Annotated in this window: 25 protein-coding genes, 1 tRNA gene and 2 pseudogenes; 11 read left to right on the forward strand and 17 right to left on the reverse strand. The window is 60.0% G+C overall.

The features are described 5' to 3' along the window. Positions 1 to 78: 78 nt before the first annotated feature. The 3 genes from AC0L14_RS22480 to AC0L14_RS22490 all read left to right on the forward strand — a co-directional run bounded on the left by AC0L14_RS22480 (position 79) and on the right by AC0L14_RS22490 (position 1,784). Complete coding sequence (locus AC0L14_RS22480) at positions 79 to 762, forward strand: phosphoglycolate phosphatase (protein ID WP_123151353.1); 684 nt, start codon at positions 79 to 81, stop codon at positions 760 to 762. 126 nt (positions 763 to 888) lie between these two features. Continuing rightward, a tRNA-Val gene (locus AC0L14_RS22485) sits at positions 889 to 963 on the forward strand. 530 nt (positions 964 to 1,493) lie between these two features. Further along, entirely contained in the window at positions 1,494 to 1,784 is a 291-nt protein-coding gene (locus AC0L14_RS22490; RefSeq protein ID WP_473750788.1) for a hypothetical protein, read from the forward strand. Positions 1,785 to 1,812: 28 nt separating this feature from the next. Here AC0L14_RS22490 and AC0L14_RS22495 read toward each other — a convergent pair whose 3' ends face one another. After that, positions 1,813 to 2,268 carry a hypothetical protein gene (locus AC0L14_RS22495; protein ID WP_473750789.1) on the reverse strand — a complete coding sequence of 152 codons (456 nt, stop codon included), beginning with the start codon at positions 2,266 to 2,268 and terminating at the stop codon, positions 1,813 to 1,815. 173 nt (positions 2,269 to 2,441) lie between these two features. On the opposite strand from AC0L14_RS22495, the gene AC0L14_RS22500 reads away from it, so the two are divergent. From AC0L14_RS22500 to AC0L14_RS22515, 4 genes are all read left to right on the forward strand, one after another. Continuing rightward, positions 2,442 to 3,053: a hypothetical protein gene (locus tag AC0L14_RS22500; RefSeq protein ID WP_473750791.1), complete on the forward strand. Its 612-nt coding sequence runs from the start codon at positions 2,442 to 2,444 to the stop codon at positions 3,051 to 3,053. A gap of 49 nt (positions 3,054 to 3,102) precedes the next feature. Next, positions 3,103 to 3,249 (forward strand): hypothetical protein, encoded by a 147-nt coding sequence (locus tag AC0L14_RS22505; protein ID WP_473750792.1) that lies wholly within the window; start codon positions 3,103 to 3,105, stop codon positions 3,247 to 3,249. Positions 3,250 to 3,385: 136 nt separating this feature from the next. Continuing rightward, the gene (locus AC0L14_RS22510) at positions 3,386 to 3,970 is read left to right on the forward strand and encodes a hypothetical protein (RefSeq protein WP_473750793.1); all 585 of its coding nucleotides are present in this window, start codon (positions 3,386 to 3,388) and stop codon (positions 3,968 to 3,970) included. Beyond that, entirely contained in the window at positions 3,963 to 4,481 is a 519-nt protein-coding gene (locus AC0L14_RS22515) for a hypothetical protein (protein ID WP_473750794.1), read from the forward strand. The genes AC0L14_RS22510 and AC0L14_RS22515 overlap by 8 nt, the downstream gene beginning before the upstream one ends. Positions 4,482 to 4,509: 28 nt before the next feature. Here the strand turns inward: AC0L14_RS22515 and AC0L14_RS22520 are convergent, their stop codons facing one another. The 8 genes and pseudogenes from AC0L14_RS22520 to AC0L14_RS22555 form a co-directional block, all read right to left on the reverse strand. Then, the gene (locus AC0L14_RS22520; protein ID WP_473750795.1) at positions 4,510 to 4,677 is read right to left on the reverse strand and encodes a hypothetical protein; all 168 of its coding nucleotides are present in this window, start codon (positions 4,675 to 4,677) and stop codon (positions 4,510 to 4,512) included. Between the two features lie 555 nt (positions 4,678 to 5,232). Further along, positions 5,233 to 6,552, reverse strand: coding sequence for an NAD(P)/FAD-dependent oxidoreductase (locus tag AC0L14_RS22525; RefSeq protein WP_473750796.1), 1,320 nt, complete (start codon positions 6,550 to 6,552; stop codon positions 5,233 to 5,235). 44 nt (positions 6,553 to 6,596) lie between these two features. Beyond that, positions 6,597 to 6,950, reverse strand: a complete 354-nt coding sequence (locus tag AC0L14_RS22530) for a cupin domain-containing protein (RefSeq protein WP_473750797.1) — start codon at positions 6,948 to 6,950, stop codon at positions 6,597 to 6,599. Positions 6,951 to 6,974: 24 nt separating this feature from the next. Next, complete coding sequence (locus AC0L14_RS22535; protein ID WP_473639321.1) at positions 6,975 to 7,655, reverse strand: ABC transporter permease; 681 nt, start codon at positions 7,653 to 7,655, stop codon at positions 6,975 to 6,977. A 1-nt stretch (position 7,656) separates the two neighbouring features. Beyond that, positions 7,657 to 8,367, reverse strand: a complete 711-nt coding sequence (locus tag AC0L14_RS22540) for an ABC transporter permease (RefSeq protein WP_473750835.1) — start codon at positions 8,365 to 8,367, stop codon at positions 7,657 to 7,659. Positions 8,368 to 8,427: 60 nt separating this feature from the next. Continuing rightward, on the reverse strand, positions 8,428 to 9,246 hold the full coding sequence (locus tag AC0L14_RS22545; protein WP_473750799.1) for a transporter substrate-binding domain-containing protein: 819 nt from the start codon (positions 9,244 to 9,246) through the stop codon (positions 8,428 to 8,430). A gap of 59 nt (positions 9,247 to 9,305) precedes the next feature. Then, positions 9,306 to 10,077, reverse strand: a pseudogene (locus AC0L14_RS22550) (amino acid ABC transporter ATP-binding protein). A 26-nt stretch (positions 10,078 to 10,103) separates the two neighbouring features. Continuing rightward, on the reverse strand, positions 10,104 to 10,601 hold the full coding sequence (locus AC0L14_RS22555; protein ID WP_473750837.1) for a hypothetical protein: 498 nt from the start codon (positions 10,599 to 10,601) through the stop codon (positions 10,104 to 10,106). 12 nt (positions 10,602 to 10,613) lie between these two features. Here AC0L14_RS22555 and AC0L14_RS22560 point away from each other — a divergent pair, with 12 nt between their 5' ends. Next, positions 10,614 to 11,282 carry a FadR/GntR family transcriptional regulator gene (locus AC0L14_RS22560; protein WP_473750800.1) on the forward strand — a complete coding sequence of 223 codons (669 nt, stop codon included), beginning with the start codon at positions 10,614 to 10,616 and terminating at the stop codon, positions 11,280 to 11,282. Between the two features lie 263 nt (positions 11,283 to 11,545). Further along, entirely contained in the window at positions 11,546 to 12,838 is a 1,293-nt protein-coding gene (locus tag AC0L14_RS22565; protein WP_473750801.1) for a glucoamylase family protein, read from the forward strand. Between the two features lie 191 nt (positions 12,839 to 13,029). Here AC0L14_RS22565 and AC0L14_RS22570 read toward each other — a convergent pair. The 5 genes and pseudogenes from AC0L14_RS22570 to AC0L14_RS22590 form a co-directional block, all read right to left on the reverse strand. Further along, positions 13,030 to 13,606, reverse strand: a pseudogene (locus tag AC0L14_RS22570) (NAD(P)H-dependent oxidoreductase). Between the two features lie 52 nt (positions 13,607 to 13,658). After that, positions 13,659 to 14,666, reverse strand: coding sequence for an alpha/beta fold hydrolase (locus AC0L14_RS22575; protein ID WP_473750802.1), 1,008 nt, complete (start codon positions 14,664 to 14,666; stop codon positions 13,659 to 13,661). Between the two features lie 314 nt (positions 14,667 to 14,980). Next, complete coding sequence (gene ltrA, locus AC0L14_RS22580; protein ID WP_473750803.1) at positions 14,981 to 16,270, reverse strand: group II intron reverse transcriptase/maturase; 1,290 nt, start codon at positions 16,268 to 16,270, stop codon at positions 14,981 to 14,983. An 829-nt stretch (positions 16,271 to 17,099) separates the two neighbouring features. Next, entirely contained in the window at positions 17,100 to 17,471 is a 372-nt protein-coding gene (locus tag AC0L14_RS22585) for a twin-arginine translocation signal domain-containing protein (RefSeq protein WP_473750804.1), read from the reverse strand. An 8-nt stretch (positions 17,472 to 17,479) separates the two neighbouring features. Then, positions 17,480 to 18,754 carry a hypothetical protein gene (locus AC0L14_RS22590; RefSeq protein ID WP_473750805.1) on the reverse strand — a complete coding sequence of 425 codons (1,275 nt, stop codon included), beginning with the start codon at positions 18,752 to 18,754 and terminating at the stop codon, positions 17,480 to 17,482. Between the two features lie 175 nt (positions 18,755 to 18,929). Here AC0L14_RS22590 and AC0L14_RS22595 point away from each other — a divergent pair, with 175 nt between their 5' ends. Together AC0L14_RS22595 and AC0L14_RS22600 are read left to right on the forward strand one after the other, a co-directional pair. After that, positions 18,930 to 19,466 (forward strand): HAD family hydrolase, encoded by a 537-nt coding sequence (locus AC0L14_RS22595; protein WP_473750806.1) that lies wholly within the window; start codon positions 18,930 to 18,932, stop codon positions 19,464 to 19,466. 140 nt (positions 19,467 to 19,606) lie between these two features. After that, positions 19,607 to 19,972 carry a VOC family protein gene (locus AC0L14_RS22600; RefSeq protein ID WP_473487314.1) on the forward strand — a complete coding sequence of 122 codons (366 nt, stop codon included), beginning with the start codon at positions 19,607 to 19,609 and terminating at the stop codon, positions 19,970 to 19,972. Positions 19,973 to 20,489: 517 nt separating this feature from the next. On the opposite strand, the gene AC0L14_RS22605 is transcribed toward AC0L14_RS22600, so the two are convergent. The 3 genes from AC0L14_RS22605 to AC0L14_RS22615 all read right to left on the reverse strand — a co-directional run bounded on the left by AC0L14_RS22605 (position 20,490) and on the right by AC0L14_RS22615 (position 23,138). Next, complete coding sequence (locus tag AC0L14_RS22605) at positions 20,490 to 21,053, reverse strand: magnesium transporter (RefSeq protein WP_473750807.1); 564 nt, start codon at positions 21,051 to 21,053, stop codon at positions 20,490 to 20,492. Positions 21,054 to 21,843: 790 nt separating this feature from the next. Further along, positions 21,844 to 22,431, reverse strand: coding sequence for a cation efflux transmembrane domain-containing protein (locus AC0L14_RS22610; RefSeq protein ID WP_473750808.1), 588 nt, complete (start codon positions 22,429 to 22,431; stop codon positions 21,844 to 21,846). 236 nt (positions 22,432 to 22,667) lie between these two features. Further along, positions 22,668 to 23,138 (reverse strand): GFA family protein, encoded by a 471-nt coding sequence (locus AC0L14_RS22615; RefSeq protein WP_473750809.1) that lies wholly within the window; start codon positions 23,136 to 23,138, stop codon positions 22,668 to 22,670. Positions 23,139 to 23,276: the final 138 nt, after the last annotated feature.

Here is a 23,276-nt window from a genome sequence, read left to right on the forward strand (position 1 = left end):
GATTGACCAAGCACTGCTTGCCTGGATGGGCTGAAGCGGCTATCGCCTGCCGGCAGCGCAATCGTCACAGGACAGGCCATGACCCGACCGATCATCGTGTTCGACCTCGACGGGACGCTGATCGATACAGCGCCAGACCTGCTCGACAGCCTCAACCACAGCCTTGCCGCCAGCGAACTGGTAGCCGTCGACGAGGCCGGCTTCAAGCGTTTCGTCGGCCATGGCGGGCGGGTGATGATCGAGCGCGCGCATGCCGCGCAGCAAAGATCGCTGGCAGTGGAGGAACACGACCGATTGCTAAAGCTGTTCCTTGATCACTACACCGACAACATCCCGGGCAAATCGCGCCCCTACCCCGGCGTCGTCGAGACGATCGCCCGATTCGAAGCAGCCGGCTATCTCCTGGCCGTCTGCACGAACAAGTACGAAGCCAACTCGGTGGCGCTGATCGAGGCGCTCGGCCTGGCGAAGCATTTCGCGGCGATTTGCGGTCAGGACACGTTTTCGTTCCGCAAGCCCGACCCGCGCCATCTGACCGAAACCATCGTGCTGGCCGGCGGCGATCCGCACCGCGCGCTGATGGTGGGTGATTCGCAGACCGACATCGATACGGCGAAAGCCGCGGGCATTCCCGTGGTGGCGGTCGATTTCGGCTACACCGACCGCCATGTGCGCGAATTCGAACCATCGGCGGTGATCTCGCATTTCGATGCGCTGACGCTTGGTCTGGCCGAACGCCTGATTGCCGCTGCGGGGCACTGAACGACGGCGACCGGGTCGCTCCCGGCGGAGTTGCATTCGGTCTTCGTCGGAACGCCCGGACATCGCCTTGACTTCCCCGGCCGGCCTCCCTTATATCGCGGCGCGCTTGGCCTTCGGGCAACGAGCGGGCGATTAGCTCAGCGGGAGAGCACACCCTTCACACGGGTGGGGTCGCAGGTTCAATCCCTGCATCGCCCACCATATTCCCCAATAAAAGCAAAGCGTTAAGAGCAGCTTGCGGCAGTGACGATCGGATCGTGTTTTGCTGTGTCGTCACAGTGTCGTCACCTCACTGAATACCTGAAGCATTTTGGCGCCGGGCTGTAAATCTTGTGAACTCATGCCCTTTCACGGCGGTAACAGGGGTTCGATTCCCCTTGGGCGTACCAGCAAAATCAAACACTTAGCGGCGCCTGACTGAAAACCGTGAAATATAGGTGAAATAAACGTCGGCGTATTTTGGCGAACGCGCTGGCCCCAGCGCCGCTGGTGACGATTCGGTCTCGCCGTGGCATCCTTGCCGCCGCCATGTCGCCGCAAGCCCGCCTACGCCCCACCGTTGTCGACAACCCGTTCTACAGCCGCGCCCATCGCGAGGACGCGAGTAACCCGCGCACGATCCTGGCGCCGTCAATATCCGAGAATCGGCAATCGCGACGCTGGCCTCGCGCGGCACGCTCGACGCCGCGCAGATCAAGGCGGCCGAGCGGTTCCGCGCGCTATGGGAGGCCATGGGCGGCAAGGGTGCCTCCTCGATCGATCCGGGCCGGCTCGTCGTGGACGGCGGCAAAATGCCGGACGGGATCAGCCAGCGGCAGATCGCGGCCGGGCACGAATTGAGAAAATGCCGGGCGCTGCTCGGCGTTCGCGGCTATCGGCTCGTGGCGCTCGTCTACGGTCAGGGCATGGCGCTGCACGAGATCGCCGCCAGCAAGCGCGAAAGGCTGACGGCGGCCGACATGCTGCGGATGTGCCTGGACGATCTTGCCGCCTTGTGGGGTATCGCGACGCGGCGGCGGTAGATGGCCCGCTTTGCCGCCTATCCGGCCGTCAGCGCGCGTTTCGGGTTTGTAGCGGCGGCCGGGAAACACGCCCGCTACACGCGCCCGTTGCTAGACGGCGCGCCTTCTTTTCCGCAAAGCTCCGAATCGCGAGGCCAGTGGCAACGCGGGTCGGCGGGTTCAGGCAACGCCCATCGAAAGATGGGCCGCCGACTTTCCCTTTTTGGCTGCCGGCAAACATGGTCTTGGCTTGACCGGGCGAAGGTCGGCGGCATCGGCTGCGGCCTTGCGACCTAGGGGACGGGCATCCCCTAGGTCGTCGGGTTTTTCTGCCGTCATTGCCATAGGCCGGCCGCAACAGGTTGCCGATCAGCTTGGCCTCGGCGTTTGCCGCGCCGCGAACCAGCTCGCGCCTGTAGTGCTTGAACAGCGTCGCTTGCGTGATATCGAGCACCGCCGCGATCTTGGCGGTCGGAATTGCGAAGCCCGCGAGGACTTCGACCATTGCTTATCCTTGTCGGTCGGCGCCATGCGGCGACCGACCCGCCTGCCTTTGCGATGTGTCATTTTTCTCCGGTTTTTGGAGTAAAAACAAGCACTTGGGAGTTGCTTCGACGACCGCTCCGATTGGGTGTGGGTCCGCGCCAATGAGGCGCGCCAACCAAAAGGACTCAGGCAATGATCATCAAGACCAACACCCCGACCATGGAATCCGCCGACGCCTACAACGCCGAGGTTTCCGCGAACGCCACCCGCTTTGCCACCTCGCTTTTCCTCGGGCGCGGCAAATTTGCCAACGCCGGGGCTGATACCCGCGAGGCTATCGACGCCGCCGCCGCCCAGCTTTCTGCCGACAATCCGAACGCCACCGCGAAGCCGATCATTGTCGCTTTCGACGCGACCGGAAATCAGACGGTTGTTTCTGGCAAGCCGCACAAGGCGCCCAAGGCAAAGGCGGAAAAGGCTCCGAAACCGCCCAAGGCCCCGAAGGCGGAAAAGGCATCCAAGGCCCCGAAAGCCGCCAAGGCCCCGCAGGCGCCCAAGGCGGCAAAGGCCGCGAAAGCTGACAAGCCCGCCCGCAAGCGCGCGGAAATTCTCGCCAGCGCCGAGGCCGGAACCTTGCCAGCCAAGCCGGATTTTTCGGCGGCGACCCACGCGCGCTTTCGCAAGAAGCTTGATGAGATTATCGCCCTTGTCGAAGCTGGCGATATCAAGGCGCTGAAGGCCTACCGATCAATCCGATTTCCTCCTCGCCGAAGGCAATGGACCACTATCGGAACCTCGCGGTAACCGCTTTGGAAGCCCAGCGGAAAGCCGCCAAGGCAGCGAGCTGATCGCCATGGACCGGAACGATCCCGTCGCCCGCGCCCACCTAGTCGAACAGGGGGGCGCGGAGGAATATAACCGGCAATTCGCGGCGTATCGCGAGGCCTCGGTTGTTGCCAGCATCAACGGCCACAAAATCTTCCTGTCGGCAGCCGGCTGACGGCGGCCGATAACCTCCGGGCATGCTTGGACGATCTCGCAGCAATGTGGCACCTTGCATCGTGGCGAGTCGGCGACGGCCGCCGTGGGGTCGGCATCGCCCGTTGAAAGAATGGGCGTGCCACGGGGGGAACAAATTGCCGCGATTTCTCGGAATATTGCTTCTGGTCACTACTGGATTGCTGTCTACTGTCGTTGCCAATGCAGAGAACCCCGACAGGGAAAAATGCACCTGTGACGTTGTTCCCGGTTCACCCTTGGACAATGGCGCTAGGGTCAGTAATGCGTCGGCGTGCTGGTCAACAGAGAGTGAGAAACGGCAGTGGTGCGACATTGCTGTTCAAAGCCTGGAGGGGAGTAGTGACCATCAGAACCATGTGGCGGCGCTGTTCAAATACGCCGATGCGCCGGAGTCATTGACTGGGTTTCTAAGAGAACAGAGCGAGGCGTTTCTTAGCACTTACGCAGACACAGGGGGCAGAACTGTCGAGCTTGACTTAGACGAGGCGCGCAAGCAGATACCGGCCCTTATCGATAAGAACAGCGAACGAATTGCTCAATGCACCCAGAGCTTCAAAGCTTGGGGGGAAGGCAAGCGAGGATTCCAGGGAATTTCGAAACCACCGTTCTCTTGCAGCGTCGGCACAACTAGCGGCTGGCTGCGCATCGGATTCCAAGTGGGGGAAGTCTGGATTGTCTATATGGTGGCCCCAAATGCCTGAAAAGCGCGGGTGGTGGCGTCGCTGGTGGCCTGGAGTAGTCATTGGTGTAGGTTTCGTTTCCGGCGTAATTTCCATCTATGAATGGTTGCCAGACGCACCGCACCCGGGGGCCATAACGGTTGATTTTCAGGATGTGCAAGGTTGTCCTCTCGGTAAGCTAACGGACATTCGCAACGACAATTTCCCGGACCCGCGGACGCCGCTTACCAACGGTGCCGACAGGCTGGTCATTTGCGACGCAGAAGCGTTGCAAACTACGGACAGCGAAGTGATCCGAGATTTGGCCGCCAGATTCAAAGGCTGTCTGATCTGGCACGGTGTGGGTCACAGCGGCGGATTGATAATGGTTCGCAAGAGTGATGCGATCTGCGCTCTACCGGACAGGGCCGGTTTTGTTTGTGACGGCGCGAACGCACGCGACAATCTCGGCAGTAGTGCCATCGGCGACGCTGGTGATGCCGTAGAGCCCTGTAGAGAAGAATTATTGAAACGCTTCGGATTTGCATCGTGATGGGCGGCCCGCAATGAGCCATCGGAGCTCATCTCTGCGGCGCAAATTTCGACCAACCGAACCGGCACCTGAGCGCGAACATCACCGCCTTTAGCGCCACGTCGTCATCGCCACCGGCCAGCCTCAGCAGATGACCGACGAGCTTGGCTTCGACCCGCGGCGCCTCGGCGCAGCTCAGGCTGATAATGTCGATCAAGCGTTGATCGCGGGATATCGAGCACATCGCATATTTGGGCGATCGGGACGGCGGAACCGGCGAGCGCCTCCACCGCCAACCGCCTTGCTCGCGTCCGATTGTGCGGCGGCCGGCCACGTTTGTTTGGCTGCGTCGTCATTTCTCCATCTACGGAATCCCTAAAATGCCCGGAAGCAGAGCCACGATTTTTTCGCCGCCAGAAAAAATTCCGCGCGTATTGCCCGCGCCGGCCCGGTGCTGCGCGTTCGGCAAGTTTGCACCCGCCCCCCTCCTGACACTAAATTACCGTCTAGGGTGGAATGTTGCCATCCTTCCTCGTCAATCAGAACGAGCAGGTAGCGTCAGGCAAACTGGTCGACTCCCGCGCCGATGCAGAACACAGACTGGAGGTTGGGATACCGCCGAAGGTTTGCTGGCACGTCCCACGTCATTGATGAAGCGGATGTCGTCGCGTCCGGGTCCATAGAACCGAACGTCCGGCAGGTGCTTCGAGAACACCTCGGCGAACACGGCCCCTCGCGTCGCATCACAGAGGAACAGGAATACCATACCGCCTCACGCATCCTTGCGACGGCGCAGCGTCTTCCGGTCATGGCGCTCATACATCCAGTACACGAGCGGAATGAACCATGGACGGCCGCGGTAAAACGGCACGGCCTTGGGCGACTGATCGAAATCGAACGCGGAACGCGGCTGCTCCGCGTCTTCGAGGATCTTGAGCGCCGCCTTCTTGCCGAGCCACCGCGCCCAGACGATGCCGGAACCGCAATAGCCAGTCGCGTAAATGGTGTTGCCGCGCGAAAAGATGCGCGGGATCATATCCCGGTGCATGGCGACATTGCCGAACCAGCTATGCGTGATGCCGATATTGTCCAGTTCCGGGAAAAGCCTGGCGAGCTCCGTCCGCAGATTGTCGGTCGGCGTGAGCGGATCGCCTGCGGTCGTGCCGTCGCGTCCGCCGAACAAGATACGGGACCCGTCGGGCGACGGGCGGTAGTAGTAGCTCAGCCTGCGCATGTCGCCATGCATCATGCGCGCGGGCATCAGCCGGTCCATAAACTCCTTGCCGACGGGCTCGGTCGCGATAATCCGGCTGCGGACCGGCACGAGCCGACGCCGTAACCAGGGATCGAACCCGTCCGTGTATCCGTCGGTGCATACGAGGAGTTTCTTCGCTAGGACGTCGCCGCGATCGGTAGTGACCCGCACGCCAGCGGTATCGCTGGTGGAACCTAGGACCGCAGTGTTCTCGTGCACAATGGCGTCGGTCGCGCGCGCGACGCGGATCATGCCGGCGAGCAGCTTCGCGGGCTGAAGACCGCCGATATCCATACGGACCATGCCACCGACATAGAGGTCGGTTCCGATATATTTCCGGACGTCCGATCCGTTGACGGGGAAGGCTTCGATGCCAAGGCTGTCGCCAAGAAAGCCGGCATGACGGCGAAGCTCTTCCGTCTCCCCGGCGGTCATCGCGCCCTGGAACGATCCGGTCAGCACGAACTCAGCATCAATATTCTCCGCCTCGAGAAACCGCCAAAGGTCCTGCCGCGCGGCCTGCCCCTCCAGGAGGATGCCGTTCGCCCTGTCCAGACCGAAGCGCCTGATCAACTCCTTGCGGCTGGGCCGGATGCTGCCGCTTGCCATTCCACCGTTGCGGCTGGAGGCCGCCTGACCGAGCGACTGGCGGTCAAAAAGCTGGACGTGCTTGCCCGCACGCGTCAACTCGATCGCCGCCGACAGGCCCGTATAGCCGCCGCCAACGATCGCCACGTCGCAGCTCCGATCGAGCTTGCGGATCGGCAAAGGCGGAAAGGCGCAATCCTCCCACCAGTATGGCGTCGATTTGATCGATGTGGAAAGCGTCTGTGTCATGAACCGATACTGCTGCTGCGTTTCAAGGAAGGCTGGGGCGCCGACTAGTCTCGACTAACCCAGAGCTTGCGCGTGGTTTCGATGACCTTCCAGACGCCGGAGAAGCCCGGATGCATGACAAAGGCGTCGCCGGCCATAATGCGACGCGGCTCCTTGCCGTCCTCGGTCAGCTCGGATACGCCTGATAAGATGACGCAGACCTCGAAAGTCTTGCCTTTTATCGAGCGATAGGCGCCCGGCGTCGCCTCCCATACGCCGGACCGGATCACTCCGTCGGCGGTCTGTGCGATGTCCCAGCTCAGAAAGCGCGGATCGCCTTCGATGAGCCTGTCCGGCGCAGGCTTGCCTTCGCGGGGCCGGGGCAACTCGTTCTGGTCGATAAAGGTGAGGTTGGACATGTTGTTGGCCTTTCAGGACTGGCTTCAGCCGGGGATCGACAATCGTTTTTCGAGGAGCTTCATCACCATCAGTGCAACGACACTGATTGTGAGATAGATGGCGGCGGTTATGATGAAGATGTCCATCACCGCGAACGTCTCGCTCATCAGGCGCTTGGCGTAGCCGGTGACCTCCAGAACGGTAATCGTGGAGGCGAGGCTAGACTCCTTGATGATGATGGCGACTTCGCTGCTGTAGGCGGGCAGCGCCTGTCGCACCGCCAGCGGGAACTTGACGCGCGCGAAAATATGCCAAGGCGACATTCCGCAGGCTTGCGCGGCTTCGATCACGCCCTTGGGCAAGGAGAGAAAAGCCGTGCGGAATGTCTCGGCGGTGTAGGCGCCGGAGTTCAGCACCACGGCAAGAATGGCCGCGTTTAGGCCGTCGCCTATCATCCACCACAGGATCGGGTTGTGGCGTATGAAGCTCACTTGAGCCAATCCGAAATAGATTACGAAGATCTGGACCAACATCGGCGTGCCGCGAAATATCGCGCAATAGGCGTCGCAAAAACCGCGAAGCACCCGGTTTCTCGATCCGCGCGCAAGGCCGACGAGGACTCCTAGCGGCAGACCCAGAACAACGCCGAAGACTGCGATGAGAAGCGTGATCTTGACGCCTTCCAGCAGAAACGGGAACGCATACGTCACGATGCCCAAGTCCATGTCACATCCCTCCGAAGCCGCGGTTGAGGACCCGTTCGATCCTCGAGAATGCGGTTTGGCTCGCGAGCGTCATGGCGAAGAACAAGGCTGCGGCAATGCAGTAGAAGAGCAGCGGCGACCGGGTGATGCCGGCGGCGATCGCAGCGGTCCGCATCAGTTCCTGGAGGCCAACGACCGAGATCAGCGACGTATCCTTGATCGTCATCTGCCACACATTGTTGATGCCGCCGAGCGCGAGCCGCAAGGCGAGCGGAAAGGTGATGCGAAAGAATGTCACCATTGGCGGGAGCGCCAAGGACCGGGCGGCTTCCAGCATCCCGGGGGGCACGGCTTGGAGAGCGCCGCGGATGACCTCGATCGAGTACGCACAGGAGATCGAGGCAATCGCTATGACGCCGACGATCATCGGATAGGCATTCTCGGCAACCTGCTCATAGCCGAACGTCCCCGCGACCGTTCTCACCCAGTCCAAGGAACCGTAGAACAGCAGGTAGATCACCAGCAGTCCCGGAATACCGCGGATCAAGATGCTGTAGGCGTCCACCATCTGTGAGACGACCATGACCTTCTGCCAGCGCAGGATGGCCAGTGGCGTCGCCACCACGAAACCAAGCAGCATGCCGAGCAGCCCGATCGCAATTGTCACTGCACTGCCGCGCAGGAGAGCCAGCGCCCAGCCATGCTCCACCATCAGAACCGCGAAATCCTGCATAAACTCCATCCCATCCGCCTGCCTTGGGCGACGCCAAGGCAGGCCGCTACTATCGAAGGATCACTGCTTGCAGGGAATGGTGTAGTCGTCCTGGAACCATTGCATGGAAGCTTTCTTGACCGTGCCGTCGTTGATCATCTTGCACAGGGCCGCGTCGACCTTTGCCTTGAGATCGGTGTTGCCTTTGCGCATCCCGACGCCCATGCCTCGGCCGAGGACTTCCGGATCGTCCATGGAAATTATCCTGACATCGATTTTCGCGAAGTTCGCGCCGTCCGGCGTTGCCAGAAAGTCGACCCAGGTCGGTGAATCTCCGAAAGCTACGTCGATGCGGCCGCTAGCGAGGTCTGCAGTCAACTGGGTAACAGCATCGTACGTTTTCAGATCGGCGCCCGTCATCCGCTTCTCGATGAACCTAGCGTAGGTAGTGCCTGTGACGACACCGACGGTCTTGCCGGCGATCGCCTCCTTGATTTCATTAAGGCTTTTCAAGGCGGCCAGCGGCGAATCCTTTGCGACCACGAAGTAAAGAGGCGTCGTTGCATAAGGGATTGAATAATCGATCTTCTTTTCCCGCTCGGCTGTAATGCCAAGACCTGAGATGATGACGTCAAATCGGTCGGTGTCCATTGACGGGACAAGCGAACTGAACGTCTGGACGACGAACTTACATTGGACCTTCAGTTCGGCGCAGATGCCATTGGCGATGTCCGCGTCGAAGCCGGTGACGTTGCCGCTCGGGTCGGCCATGCTGAACTTCGGCGCATCGCCTTCGGTGCCGATTCGCAAAACACCTTCCTCGGCCGAGGCCATAGTCGCCGCCGTGGCGACGAGCAGCCCGGATGCGAATACGTACCTGATAAACTTGCTGACGTTCATCTCTGTTACCCCTTTGTTTGGTTTCTAAGTTTGGCTTCTAATTATCTGGTGGCCTGCGATCAGGCATTGGCCGGCATGACGCTCGAAAGAAACCGCTTCACCGCTTCGCTCGCGGGGTTTCGAAACAGCTCTCCCGGCGTATCATCCTGCTCGAGGCGGCCCTTTTGCAGGAATATCATTCGGTTCGACACGTCTCTCGCGAACCTCATTTCGTGCGTCACGAGGAGGATTGTCGCACCATCCTCCGCAAGTTTGCGTATGATCTTCAAGACCTCTCCGACCAGTTCGGGATCGAGCGCGGAGGTCGGCTCGTCGCACAGCATCAATTTCGGGCGCATCGCCAGGACGCGCGCGAAGGCGACGCGCTGCTGCTGGCCGCCCGAAAGCTGCTGCGGGTAGCGGTCGCGGAAGGTTTCCATGCCGACCCTCGACAGCGCCCAGAGCGCGATCTCTTCTGCCTCCTTCCGAGAAAGCTTAAGAACGTAAACGAGTGCCTCCGTCACGTTGCCGAGGACGGTGCGATGCGGCCAGAGATTGAAGTTCTGGAACACCATTCCGATCTGGCGTCGAAATGCTCTGACGGCGGCCGCGTTGACAATCTTCGGCTCTCCGCGCGTGTCGGAGGTCACAGGCCTCTCCCATGAATTCGATCTGTCCCGAGGTTGGCGTCTCCAAAAAATTGGTGCAGCGAAGCGCGGTGCTTTTCCCGCATCCCGACGATCCGATCATCGAGACGACCTCGCCCTCCTTCATGCTGAAGCTGACGCCGCTCAGCACCTTCGTGGAACCGAATACCTTAACGAGATCTTTGACCTTCAGGACTTCGCCCATGCGTGAGGCCTTACGACAGAGCATAGCTAACTGGCCACCGCGCCTTGCGCGTCCAGATCTTCGAGCACGCCATCGACAGCTGCCTTGGCGATACCGACCATCTCGTCGTCGAACACGACGAACGATGCGTTCCCGCCGAGTTCCATGGAGCAGCTGACGACTTGGTCGGCCGCCTCCTTGCAAGGCTCGGCGGCAGCAGCGGCAGCATCTACCGAGGCGATCGCATCCGCGACTTCGCCGTCGGGGAGTGTTGCAATGACTCGGGCCGTCGAAGGATCGACCACGTCGAAGGCGAGTGCGTTTTTCGCATTCAGCCACCCCCCGCCGATGAAGAGTTGCATCCGCGCTTTGCCGGCGACGGCGGCCACGTCACTCTGGGATTCCGCGTAAGTCTTCTGCACTGGATTTGGCTTCACGTAGGACACCATTCGCAACCAAATTGGCTTAAAACTTGCGATCAACTTAACATTGGTCTTGATATTGGTGTCAACATGGATCAAATTGGTTGCGAAAAAAAGTTTCAAGGGAGGAGGATGATGAGCGTCGTACTGAAGGATTTCATCGAGGCGGAGGGATTGGCGCCAGGCGACCGCCTGCCACCCGAGCGCGATTTGGCGCTAAAGCTTGGCCTGCCTCGCACCGCGTTGCGGAGGATGCTCGCTTCGCTCGAGAACGAGGGGCGCCTGACAAGGCACGTGGGAAGGGGCACTTTCATCGCAGGCAGCGGAGTCACGTCAACGGCACTACGCCGTCCGCCAGGCAGCGCGGGCGACGCGGTCCGCACCTATCCAGCAGAAGTGTTCGAGACGCGTTTGATCATCGAGCCAAAAGTCGCCGGATTGGCCGCGCTCAGAGCGACGCCGCAGGAGATCGATGAACTACAAAAATCGATCGACAAGGGGAGCGCCGCCGAGACGCTTGTCGAGTTCGAAAAGTGGGATGCCGTCTTTCACCGCATCGTCGTTGAGGCGGCAAGAAACGGTCTTCTTTCGTCACTGTACGAAGTAATCCATGAGGTGCGGGCGGGAAACCTTTGGGGTCGGATGAAAGAGCAATCACTCACACCGGACAGAATGAGGGGATACATCACCAAGCATCGAGAAATTCTAGCGGCCATCAGGGACCGGGACAGCGTAGGGGCGGAGCTAAGTATGTACAACCATATTATGGAAGCGAGGGCGAACATCCTTGGTCCGCATGCATGAAACCATGGACCGAACGTATTTTTAAAGTCGAATACATTCACTGGCTTCGACAAGACAGTCTAGGACGACGAGCGCTGAAAATGCGCCTCTCAAAGGCGCCGATGCAACCTCGGCGCCGACCCCGCTATCGCACGCTCGAAGCCGTGGCAAAGATCAAGACGGTCGTGAAATCAGAAACCCAAGGACAATACGATAGCTTCACTCAGTGAGCGTGGTCGCCAAGTCCCTTATCGAGACTGGAATACCGCGAACCAGGAGGCCGCATGAATCAGAGAGAGCAAAGGTTGGACAAACTCCAACGGGACACATTCGAATATTTCCTGAAAGAGAGCAATCGCGCCAATGGAATGGTCCCTGACAACACGCGCACTGGCTCGCATGCGAGCATCGCCCCGATAGGGTTTGCATTGACGGCCTACACCATCGGCGTCGAGCGCGGCTTTATCACACGAGCCGAAGCTATCGAGCGCACACTCACGACACTTCAATTCTTTAGAAACAGTGAGCAGAGCGAGGAGGCGGATGCGACCGGTTACAAAGGCTTCTATTACCACTTTCTTTACATGGACACTGGCCGTCGCGCCTGGGAGTCGGAGTTGTCGACGATTGATTCGACATTTCTGCTGGCTGGCATGTTGGCCGCCGCTGCGTACTTTGATGGGGACGCGCCCGAAGAGCGCGAAATACGTTCGCTCGCTGAAGAGCTCTACGCCCGGGCCGATTGGCAGTGGGCGCTTAACGCCGGAGAAACCGTATCGATGGGTTGGAAGCCGGAGTGCGGGTTTCTGCCGGATCGGTGGGAGGGCTATAACGAAGCCCTGATCCTTTACGTGTTGGCAATGGCTTCGCCGGCCCATCCAATTCCAGCCGAGAGCTACAAGGCCCAAACCGGGACTTACTGCTGGAAGAATCTCTATGGGGTGGAGTTTCTCTATGCCGGCCCATTATTCATTCATCAGCTCTCACATATGTGGATCGACTTTCGCGGCATTCAGGACGAATTCATGCGCGAAAAGGGGATCGATTATTTCGAGAACAGCCGCCGTGCAACTTACGCACAACAGCAATACGCGATCCGTAATCCATTGGACTACAAAGGGTACAGCGAGCATTGCTGGGGCATTACCGCGAGTGATGGTCCGGGTCCGACCTGTGTGAAGATCGAGGGCGTTGAGCGTCACTTTTTCGACTACACGGCGCGCGGCATCCCATTTGGTCCGGACGATGGCACCATCGCGCCCTGGGCCGCGATTGCATCGCTACCTTTCGCCCCCGAGATCGTCTTGCCAGCGCTGCGGCACTTTAATGAAGTATACCCCGAAGTGACCAGTGAGTACGGCTTCAAGTGCAGCTTTAATCCAACCTTCGAATCAGGGCATCAAAGCAAGCCGGGTTGGATCTCAAAAGGTTATTACGGACTCGATCAAGGGCCGATCGTGTTGATGATCGAGAACCACCGCACGGGATTTCTTTGGGAGTTGATGAAGAAATGCCCGCTCATTGTCGAGGGTCTGCACAAGGCGGGATTCACCGGGGGTTGGCTGCAATTGTCGTAGCCGTTGGCGGAGCGATTGGGACCAACCGGGTCCAGTGACCGCCAACCTAAGTCCCCTTTGTCGCAACCGTATTCGAAGACGGGCCGACCGCAAACCACCTTCACGTTGCCGCCGTGCAGCAGCAATGACTAGTTCGGGTCATGAGCGCTAGGCTGCTTCTGGACTCTTGTTGTCTTTGGTGTGGGCGGTGGTCAGTCTCCCCGCCCTCCGTGATTGCGTATGTCCTCGATCCAGCGAGCGCGTTTCTTCTCATCCGCAAAATGAGAGGCCAAAGAGACTTTCGCGAATTGGCTTGATTCCGGCGAAGCTCAAGATGCTACGCTCCGCGAACACCGTAGGCGCCGAAGTACCAGCGATAAAGAAACACCGGCATTCCCATGGTGACGACGAGGCGAGCGGAGCGCCCGGCGAGTAGCCGCTTTGGAAAGCCGCCCTCTTTGTATTCCATAGCAAATCCGGGCCTGAAAATGTGTTCGAGAAAGCCTTGAACAAAGCTGGCATGGTTCCGTGCCAAAGCGGAAACAGAAACACCCAATGCTCTGCCCAGCGCAGATCCTCCCGGGATTGCTCCAGGGCGGGCGGCAACGCCCCGGTCTCGAAATCCTCGATCGTACGCAGCAGCGGAAAGTCGAGCTTGGCCACTTCGATGCGGCGTACCTGGTGCCCCGCTGCAGTCGCGCCTTCGGCATAAGCGCCGGACATAGCGTGAAGGAGGTGTTGGCCAGCCGGGTCTGGATGGCCCTGGACAATAGCGATGCGCCTGGTCATCTGATGCGTTCCTCCTTAGTCCGGGAAGGTCGCGACCGTTTCAAAGCGGGGGCTATGGCCGGGCTGATGCGGCCAGGGGAGGTTTAGACGACGGCGCCACCCTGGCCCGGGCAAGAAAGTCGTCGACCGCCTCCCTTGCGTCCTCCTCGTGCCCCACAAGGAGATGCCCGCCAGTGTGGTAGACGACCAACTTTGCGTTTGGAATCGTGCTCGCTGCGAACTCGGCCGCGGGCAGCGTGTTGAACAGATCATCTCGGGCCGACATGACCAAAGTTGGCGTGGCGATCATTTCGAGAGGCAGGCGTTGGAGATCGGGCGTACTGTCGATGTTGAAGCCGGGGAAGCGCCGCGAAAGCGGTTCGATGCTCCTAACGATGGTCATCACCCGATTCCGCTCTTCTTCCGAGGCTGCATCGACCAATTCCGGCGGCACGCCGATGAAACGGATGAGAGCCGACGGAGCAATCTTCTCGGTCGCCCACCAGGCGAAGTCAGCTCCGGCATTGACCAGCCAGAAGACAAACGCGCTGCCACGACTGCCCTCGACCATGACAGGGCTCTCGGGCGCGTATGTTCCAGGGACGATCAGAATGAGCGCCGTCACCTTATCCGGATGGCGAAGAGCGAGTTCGATTGCCGAGCGCGCGCCAGCCGAGATGCCGACAACGATGACCTTGTCGACGTCAAGTGAGGAGAGCAGCGCCGCATGCGCGTCGGCCTGAGCGGCGGGCGAAGCAACGGAGGGGATTGGTGTCCCCAGATAGCCGAAACGCGACGGGGCGATGACCCGAAAGCCGTCCCCGACGAGATCGGCAACGTTGGCCAAGCCCTGATCCCATCCGCCACCCGCACCGTGGATAGAAAGGAACGGAATGCCATCGCCCCTATCAGCGTATTCGATCGGCCCGGCGGCGGTTTTCGCAACCTTGGCTCCGCTCTCGACCGCGGCACGCGCGCGGCTGATCTCATTGTTGTAGAACAGGAAAACCAGTCCGCCGGCGGCCAGCACAACGATGGAGACCGCCAATAACAACCATCTGATCCCGACCATGACCGCCATTCTCGAAATCCACTTTGTGCCATCCTATTCGCTGGAGTCCGGGGCGCCTTGATGTACCTCAAACCGATCGCGACATCCTGGGGAAGGCCAGGAGCCACCCTCCGATGCTAGTTTCCGCGTTTCCGATCTCTGAAAGCGTGGACCGGAAAGGTGCGTAGAGTCGAGATGTGGCGCGGTGGCGGTAGGTTGAACATATCTGTTTGCCGCCTCTTTCGTCTGGCGGTGCCTCACTGGTTCGACCATGGCTCCGTTTCCACACCCCGCTCATCGAACCGGACATGCAGATCTCCCGCATCCGGCTCTCGGACAAGATCTCACGCCTTCGCCCACGGCACATCGCGCCCAAGCCGTGTCAGACGTACGAGCCCAATATGCTCGTAAAGGTGCGAGTCTGGATAAGCCCCGCCCTTGCGTCGTCTGGTCTTGTGCTTGAGGCGCAACCACCGACGCAACCGCACCGCTGTGTAGCTGTCGAGCGCTCGGTATGCTCTGCTGGTGGTCCCTACAGAGAAGTAGTTGGCCCACCCACGCAATGCCCGGTTCACCTTAGCCACCAGCTTTGTGGTCTCTTGCCATGTCGTTCGGCGTTCGGTGAGCGCGTGGATATTCTCCACAGCCCGCCTGATGCTTTTCTTCGACGGCCGGTAGCCCAGACGGGCTTTGCCAGTTGTCGGAGAGTACATCCGTCCAAACGAGTAGCCCAGAAAGTCGAACTCGCCTTCCGGAACCTTGCAGATTCGTGTTTTGTCCTCGTTCACCGTCAGCTTCAGCTTGCCCATGATCGCGCGCAGTTGATGCAGCGCCGCTTCGGCGTTACCCCTCCTGCACAGGATCACAAGGTCGTCGGCATAGGTGACGAGGCGAGTGCCGAGGCTTTGCTCAAGGCCGAGCTTCTTCCATCCCAACACGAACCGGCGCATGTACAGATTTGCCAGCAATGGTGAGATGGGTGAGCCCTGCGGGATGCCGCGCCGGTTGTCCCGCGCCTCGGTCGTGCGTGTCTTCCGTCCTCGATCATCGGTTTCTTCGACAGGGCATTCCAGCCACATCTTGATGAGATGCAGCACGCGCCGATCAACGATCCGGCGCGCTACTGACTTCATCAGTTCGGCATGGGGAATGCTCCCGAAGTAGTCCGCGAGGTCGGCGTCCACCACTTCCGGATGACCACGGAACAGCAGCTCCTCCACCTCGATCACCGCCTGCTGGGCATTGCGCCCGGCACGATAAGCATAGATTTCCGGTGGAAGGTCGGCATCAAAGATCGGCTCCAGCATCAGCATCGCTGCTGTCATGCAGACCCGATCCCGCACGGTCGAGATGCCCAGCGGCCTGAGTTTGCCGTTGGCCTTCGGTATGAACACGCGTCTGATCGGTTCCGGTCGGTAAGTCTCCTGCCTGAGCGCAAGCGCCAGTTCGCCGAGCCATCGCTCAAGCCCGTACGCGTCGATATCCGCGAAGTCCTGACCATCCACACCCGGCGCGCCCTTGTTGGAGCGGCACTGGGCATAGGCATGCGCAAGAATATCGTCGCGGCTGATCTTGTCGTACAGGGCGTAGAAGCGATAACCGGCTTCTGCCTTCGCTTTCGCGTGTAACACCATCTGCAGTTTCTGGACACTTTTCGGAGTTGATAGGTTTCCCAATCTCCGGTCCCTCTCCACTTGTTGCGTTCGTCTTGAACTGAGGCCCCTTCCCTCCACCGGCATTACCCGGCTTCCACGGTACTACGCGCCTCTCCGCCACCCCAGCGCGCCCGGCCTGTCCCTCGCGGGCGTCCGGTTGATCATCCCTGACCACGTCCTGGGGCTTCCCGTGTTGCGTGCGCTTTCCTTGTGTACATGCTGCCGCCAGTACCCCGGTGCAGCGAAAGTGGGTTCAATCGTCGCTCACACTCACCCATTTCGTGTCAGCCTTCCCCACAATGGCTGGTGGGTCGGCCTGCACATCGTCCTTTTCGAGGCTTGCTCAGCGTTCACTCACGTTGCGGCCTGCACACTCGCGCGGTCACCTACGTGACCACTATCCGAAGGCTTCAGACATTTTGTCTCCTCCATGCCTGCTCCGGTTGCTTCCGGCTGGAGCATCTTGCCGGGTGGGACTTGCACCCACTGGAAAGCGCCGCCTTGTCACGGCGCACGCCAATAATGGACGTTCGTGGCGCGTCTCCATTTGCGGACATTAACGCTACGGCAGGAGTCGATCCCGTTACGGACAAAGGCCTGACTTCCGGAGGGTCGGAGATGGTGGGGAGCGCCTGCCTTTCGGCAGTGTCATGAGTGCAACGCGGTGGACCCGCAAAGCCCGAGCAGCGATTTGCCTGCCAGCGCCGAAGGGCGATCATCGCCCGCACCCCCTCGACCACCCCCAGGTGGCAGGCACCTTTACAGGTAGCCGTACGCCGTCCAATCGGCCATGGAACCGCTCGACCCGTCAGGCCGGCCGCGGTTTGTAGAAGCGGCACCAGCCGTCGGGACTGATTTCACCCGCAACAATCTCGCATGCGTTCGGCTTCAGGAAATGCTTGCAGCCGCCGCAGCGGCGGCCCTTGTTTGGAGAATCCTGATAAAGCGCAACGGGCTTCGGCGTCGTTCCCGCGCCTCGAGCCGTAGGCTGGCCCGTCATGCAGGAAGCAAGCCCACCTGCCCCAGCAATCGCCGCGCCGGTCATCGACACCTTCAGAAATTTCCGACGAGACAGCGCTTGGCTTGGCTCACCGTGTGCCGACCCGCCGTTTGCCTCACCACGATCGTCTTTCATGATCTTTCCTCCCTTAGCAACCCAAAGAAGCGCCGGTGCCGTCAAGTGCCGGGTCAGATCGATTTGAGGTACTCGATCAGATCACTCTTTTCCTGATCGGTCAGATCAAGGCCCAGATGGCCCTCATAGTGCTCGACAACATCGTTGAGCGTGGCGAACCGGCCGTCGTGGTAAAATCCGCCCTTGTGGATCTTTTCCACGTCCCACAAGGCCCGCAAGGACGCCGTCCTGTAGCGCTCGTCCGGGGATCGCATCGCCTGGAAATCGTCTATCCCTATCTCATCGGCGGTATGCAGGTTCCAGCCGGGTTCGGTGAAGAGCGGCGGGACGTGGCAAGTGCCGCATTTGGCCTTGTCGTTGAAGAGAGCCTCTCCCTTCTCCGCGGCGGCGTTTTCGAAGGCGCCCTCCGGCGGTTTCGGTGTCGGTAGCGAAAGCTGATAGAAATGAAGCGCCGGCAGCTTAGAGGTGATCCGGTCTTGCTTGTCCTGTGTGTGGCCCTGCTTCGTTCGTGCTGCGACCGGATACTTCTCGGCGTCATCAAGACGCGGATCGTAAAACACGCCTTTCCCATGCATCTCGAGATTGCCGACATAAGCGTTCCAGTAGCTCACCGTGCCCCAGGCTCCCGTCCAGGTGTGATTGTTCACGCCGGCCAATCCAAATGCGGGCGGATTGAGGGTGGCGGCGGTCTTGCCGTCCGGCCGGAATGCCTTGCCGTCGAGGTTCAGTTCAGCATCGAATTTCCCGGGCCCCCATGCCTCAACCGCCTTCTTCACCTCCGCTTCGGATATCTGCAGCATCTCGGTGAACGCCGTGAGATCAGGCGCGAGGGCGACGATCGCCCCTATGTTGAGGTCGCGGTTGGGCCAGCCATCGAGCCTGTGCCCGATGCCAGGGGCGTAGGTATCGTCGACCGTCGAATGGCACACGGCGCACTGGATGCCGACCGAGGTCAGCGTCTTTCCATCCTCAGCGAAGAACCCGGTCACCCCGACAACGGCATTGGCTTTCAGCAGAACAAGCGTGCTCGCGGGATCCGCGAGGTCGACCTCGCCCTTGTTGAGCGCATCGGCCACATCCTTGGGAATGGCGTTCACATCGACCTTGAGGCCGAGTTCGAGGGCTTTCTCTGGGCTCAGGCCGGGTCCTGTGCCGCCCAGCTTCTCACCTGCGATTGCCTCGTGGAGTTTAAGTTTGCCGCCCCAGAAATCCTCGCTGCCAAACGTGTCAAAGCGGAATGTCTCGCGGCCTTCCTCGAGATATCGCTTGGCCTGCTCGGCGGCAGCATTGTCGAAATCCTTCCCGCTTATTTTTCCTTTCGAGCTCATTTGAGCCGCGGCGGGGATCAAGGTTGAAGAGAGCAGTAGGGCGAAAATTATCCCTGTACCGTTGAAACGCATAGGCATGACACGTCCCTCCCAAAGACGATTGCCAATCGGCGGTCATCTCGGGTTCGCGGGTTCTGGCCGCGCGAAACGGAATGCAGCCGAATGAATATAAACGTTGCAGGCGATCAAAAAATTCCGTCACCCGGACCGCTGGGCGTCTCCAGTAACGGTTGGGATGAATCCAGACCATCCGATACCGCGCCCCAGCGTGCGCGGTCTTGTCCCGCAGAACGCGACGTCGACCTTGGCGACGAACCAGGAGCATATGAGAGCCATCTACCTGATGCAGGTTCTTGGGCTCGCCGAGCACGTTGACGGGATATTCTACCCCGCAGAGATGGGCTGCCGAAAACCCGAAGGGCATTTCTTCCAGAAGATCGGCCTGCGCACGGGCCGCGTTCCGAACGAAATCTTGCTCGTTGATGACACTCTTGCGAACGTCGCCGCGGCAGAAAATGCGGGCTGGAAAGCTGCTCACTCGACGGGCGAGTCGTCTCTCTCGGCTATTCTGGCCGGCTTCTCCGAGCATTCTGCGCCATCATCCCCTGTCGATTCGGCTGTTCCAATTGGGGCCGTAAGCAGATCGGAAGCTTTCGAGCATCCAGTTGGCAAAAGCAGCCATTCAGCTCGCGACCCAATCTCGGTCGTATAGGGTGTCATAAACGTCCAAAAACCCTCAATCCGACTACTTCGGCTGGCACGCAGACAGCCCGCTTCTGCATTCAGCGCCACCGACAGGAAACCTTTTGCACGAGTTGACCGTTGTGGCCACAAGACAGAGGAGAAGGTTGAATGGCATCCGTCCGATACATCGTTGCGGACGTTAACGAGGCGGTCGCGTTCTATCGAGACAATCTCGCTTTCAAGATCGACAAGCACAATCCGGGCAAGTTCGCCGCGCTGCTGCGCGACGACTTGACGCTGTATCTCAGCGCCCCCGGTGCGGGGAGCGGTGGTCAGGCGGGCGGCGATCCGAAGCCGGGCGGGTGGAACCGATTTATGATCGTTACGAACGAGATCGATGTCCTCATTGAGCGGTTGCGCCGGGCTGATGCAAGATTCCGTGGCGAAATCAGCGACGGCGGTGCCGGACGCGCCATCTTGCTCGAAGACCCGTCGGGCAACGTCATCGAGCTATTCGAGTTCAAGAAGGACTGAGCGCCTGACGTAAAGCTGATGGCGGCGGCTGTTGGTTTTGATACGTCTGCTTTGGTCATGTGTCGCGTTCCGCCACTGACGGCAGATTTTTGGCCCGTCTTTGACCAGATCCGGACATTTGGTTTGGTGCGATTAGATGCGCGGCGCCGCCTGACACAGCGTCACTGCCAACACAATGGCCCCTATGCTCTCGCCGTGATAGGAATCGGCGAGGTAACCGGCATGACCAACACCGAAAAGCACGCCCGATTTGAATGTGTGCGTCCAATGAAGCTAGGAAATACAAGCTGGCACAATCAGTAACTCCCTAGCTCCTGCACGGGTTGCACCGCATTCGTTGAGCACCGGAACCTTTAGCCAGCCAAAATCGAACTCATAACCCGTGCCCCAGACCACGGAGGTAATATTGGCTGCCTTCAAGTCCACCGCAACCAGGATTTCATTTCCGCGGCAAGGGCCGGATCCGAGACCTGTGCAGTGTTTGCTGCGAGGATCAACTCCAGAACCTGTTCGACCGTCACGTTCCGAAGAGAATCACGGTGGCCACGATCAGATAAACGAGCATGCTCAGATTGTCGGATACGGCGGTCGTGATTTCGTCTGTGCCGACGGCGGGATCCCTTCCCAGCTTGTGGAAAGCGATCGGAATGATCATGCCCACCAGCACGGCAATCACGCCGTTGACGATCATCGCGGTCGCCACGGTCACGGAGAGGCCGAAATCCTGGAACCAGAAATAGCTGAAAATGCCCATTGGCAGTCCGCTCGCGAGTCCGAGACACAGGCCGACCAGCAACTCCTTGAAGAAGATCCGCCGGGCACGTATACGACCCAGAGCTAGCTCTCTCACAAAAAGAGCAAGCGTCTCGGTCCCGATGCTGTCGCTCATATAGACGATCATCGGAACGAAGAAGACTAGCTCGATGCGCTCGGAAAGCTCCTCCTCATAGGTCTGGCCGACCCAGATCATCACGATTCCTGCGGCCACGCTCAGAAGTATCCATGGCGAGCGCCTCCTGACCTCATATCCAAAATGAGCTGTGGCGACGTTCAACTCCCTCTTTGGTTGCTGTGTGGCCATTCCCTTAATCTCCGCTCCCCGTTGGAGCGCCATAATCGATATCAGGCAATGTCAAAGTGTAGCAGCCATTTAGTAATGCGACAGAGGCTACTCATCCTCCGGCGGTCGCGCACTACGCCGGGAGAGCGCGTGAAGCCGGAGCAGGTAGCTCATCCGCTCACTGCAGATCCTTAGGGGTGGATTTCCACCTTTCGTTTATTGGGGAAGCCAGAGATCGGACCCTAAGCGGAAGTTCGTCCTTCAAGATCGAAATGCACGCTTGATGTGACATAGCCTAACATCGAAATGACCAACGTCGGAGAGTCGGGCCGAGGCCAGCGCAGAGGGAGCCGCTGCACGCGCTTAATGACCGAAACCGCCGGATCATGTCCAGGACGTGCTCTTCGTTCTCGCGAAAGGGAACATGTCCGACGTTACGTAGGATTTCGGCTCTTCCCCGTCCGTTCGCAATGCGCGTAGGGTGCTCGATCGATCCCGTACTCGTCGCGCTCGCCGTGGATCGCCAGCACCGGGCAGCGAACGCGCGCCAACGCACAGTCCAGAGTCCCGGTGGCTTTTCGCTAGAAGACATCGTGTTCCGCAGGTGCGCCTTTGGCACGGCGAACGCGACAAGGAAATTTCGGTCGCTCAGGCACGCGCGAATGTGGCGAGACTGCCCCGGTGCGAAGCGACTTACTTCCCCAATGATGCTCACATCTCGACCCTCGTGAGCCATGCCGATGACATGGTGCGGGCACCGACGAGCGCGTCTTAACGACCTCGCCATGGCAGCTCTTGGCCTCGGGGCGCACTAAGTCTCGACCCGATGCTCCTCGCGCGCGGCCTCCCAAACTTCGCGGGCTGCGTCGGCATTGATGGCCGCGATCGCCAGCCCCACGATCAGGTCGGGCCAGGCCGTCGCCCAGACATACGCCGTTAACAGGCCCGCGCCGACAATGGCTATGTTGGCAAGCGCGTCATTGCGCGCTGACAGAAAGGCCGCGCGAGTGAGGCTGCCGCTGTGGTGCCGATAGTGGGCGAGGATGAGTGCGCAGGTCAGATTGACGGCGAGTGCACCAAGACCCGCGGCCGACAAAATGAAAGGTTCAGGTGCCACGGGGGCATTGAACTTCTGCCAAGCCGTCCACAGCGTCGCCAGACCGGGGATCAGAATGACGCCCGCCAGGACCATGGCAAGCCGTGCCCGATTGCGGGCCGTCCAGCCCAGGCCGAAGGCGATCAGCAGATTGATCGAGGTATCCTCAAGGAAATCCACGCTGTCGGCGAAAAGCGACACCGAGCCGATGGCCAGCGCCACGGCGAACTCGATGCCAAAATAACTCAGATTGAGGGCCGCCACGACGATAACGGCACGGCGGAGCGACGCATTCAAATCCATGATCCCATTGTTGCGGAGGGCACCTTACTTAAGCGGAACGATCTGACGGAACTTGCCGCCCTTGGATTGCTCCGGTGGCTCGGCGCCACGCTCCAAGGAACATGCTCGAGACCGTGCTCGGTGTGGCGCGCGGCCCTCACCAGATAAGGGTTGAGAGGAGGCAGCGTTGAGCCGCGCCGAACACCGCCCAATACGTCTAGGCGTCGCTAAAGTTAGGGCCCGGCCCGGCGAGGTTGTCAGCCACGCGGATTGCGCTCAGTTGCAGCGTCGGGATCTGGCTGCTCAGGTGGTTCCACCTCGGTTTCTTTTCCGGGGTCTTCTCTGTCTTTTTCGAACTGCGTTGCGGATGGCAGAGGATTAAGCCAGCTCTCGCGATGTCCGATCCAAAGTTCATATTCGGGCGTCAGGTCCGTTGGTACTTCGTCGAGGCTGCCGATCATAACCTCCACTTCGTCGTCGCGGATCGAGGTGACACGTCCGCCGCAAGTCAAACAGAAGCTCCTCTCCGCATATGTGCCGGTGAAGCCCGTCCTTTGTTCATATGCCTCCAGTGGCCACACCGCAAACGCAGAGAAAGTCGACCCGCTGGCCTTGCGACAGTCTGTGCAGTGGCAAATGCCAACCCGGAGCGGATCGCCAGTTACTCGAAACGTCACGCCACGGCAAATGCAGCTGCCGGATCGAAATGGCACATTTTGGTCGGCCACGGGCGTTCTCCTTCCCGCTTCAACGGTAAGGAGCAGCGAAGCGTTCCACTTCATCCCAAGCGGGATATGTTGGCGGTTTTGATGGCCTTCACACGCGCAGGCCGCCGCGACCGCTCCTAGAAACAGGGGATGACGTGG

Source organism: Mesorhizobium sp. WSM4841 (assembly GCF_055811515.1).

Coding starts and splice junctions, on each gene's coding strand:
- AC0L14_RS22480 (WP_123151353.1), top strand. CDS start 79: ATGACCCGACCGATCATCGTGTTCGACCTCGACGGGACGCTGATCGAT.
- AC0L14_RS22490 (WP_473750788.1), top strand. CDS start 1,494: ATGGGCGGCAAGGGTGCCTCCTCGATCGATCCGGGCCGGCTCGTCGTG.
- AC0L14_RS22495 (WP_473750789.1), bottom strand. CDS start 2,268: ATGGTCGAAGTCCTCGCGGGCTTCGCAATTCCGACCGCCAAGATCGCG.
- AC0L14_RS22500 (WP_473750791.1), top strand. CDS start 2,442: ATGATCATCAAGACCAACACCCCGACCATGGAATCCGCCGACGCCTAC.
- AC0L14_RS22505 (WP_473750792.1), top strand. CDS start 3,103: ATGGACCGGAACGATCCCGTCGCCCGCGCCCACCTAGTCGAACAGGGG.
- AC0L14_RS22515 (WP_473750794.1), top strand. CDS start 3,963: ATGCCTGAAAAGCGCGGGTGGTGGCGTCGCTGGTGGCCTGGAGTAGTC.
- AC0L14_RS22525 (WP_473750796.1), bottom strand. CDS start 6,552: ATGACACAGACGCTTTCCACATCGATCAAATCGACGCCATACTGGTGG.
- AC0L14_RS22530 (WP_473750797.1), bottom strand. CDS start 6,950: ATGTCCAACCTCACCTTTATCGACCAGAACGAGTTGCCCCGGCCCCGC.
- AC0L14_RS22535 (WP_473639321.1), bottom strand. CDS start 7,655: ATGGACTTGGGCATCGTGACGTATGCGTTCCCGTTTCTGCTGGAAGGC.
- AC0L14_RS22540 (WP_473750835.1), bottom strand. CDS start 8,367: ATGCAGGATTTCGCGGTTCTGATGGTGGAGCATGGCTGGGCGCTGGCT.
- AC0L14_RS22545 (WP_473750799.1), bottom strand. CDS start 9,246: ATGAACGTCAGCAAGTTTATCAGGTACGTATTCGCATCCGGGCTGCTC.
- AC0L14_RS22560 (WP_473750800.1), top strand. CDS start 10,614: ATGAGCGTCGTACTGAAGGATTTCATCGAGGCGGAGGGATTGGCGCCA.
- AC0L14_RS22565 (WP_473750801.1), top strand. CDS start 11,546: ATGAATCAGAGAGAGCAAAGGTTGGACAAACTCCAACGGGACACATTC.
- AC0L14_RS22575 (WP_473750802.1), bottom strand. CDS start 14,666: ATGGCGGTCATGGTCGGGATCAGATGGTTGTTATTGGCGGTCTCCATC.
- ltrA (WP_473750803.1), bottom strand. CDS start 16,270: ATGGTGTTACACGCGAAAGCGAAGGCAGAAGCCGGTTATCGCTTCTAC.
- AC0L14_RS22590 (WP_473750805.1), bottom strand. CDS start 18,754: ATGAGCTCGAAAGGAAAAATAAGCGGGAAGGATTTCGACAATGCTGCC.
- AC0L14_RS22600 (WP_473487314.1), top strand. CDS start 19,607: ATGGCATCCGTCCGATACATCGTTGCGGACGTTAACGAGGCGGTCGCG.
- AC0L14_RS22605 (WP_473750807.1), bottom strand. CDS start 21,053: ATGGCCACACAGCAACCAAAGAGGGAGTTGAACGTCGCCACAGCTCAT.
- AC0L14_RS22610 (WP_473750808.1), bottom strand. CDS start 22,431: ATGGATTTGAATGCGTCGCTCCGCCGTGCCGTTATCGTCGTGGCGGCC.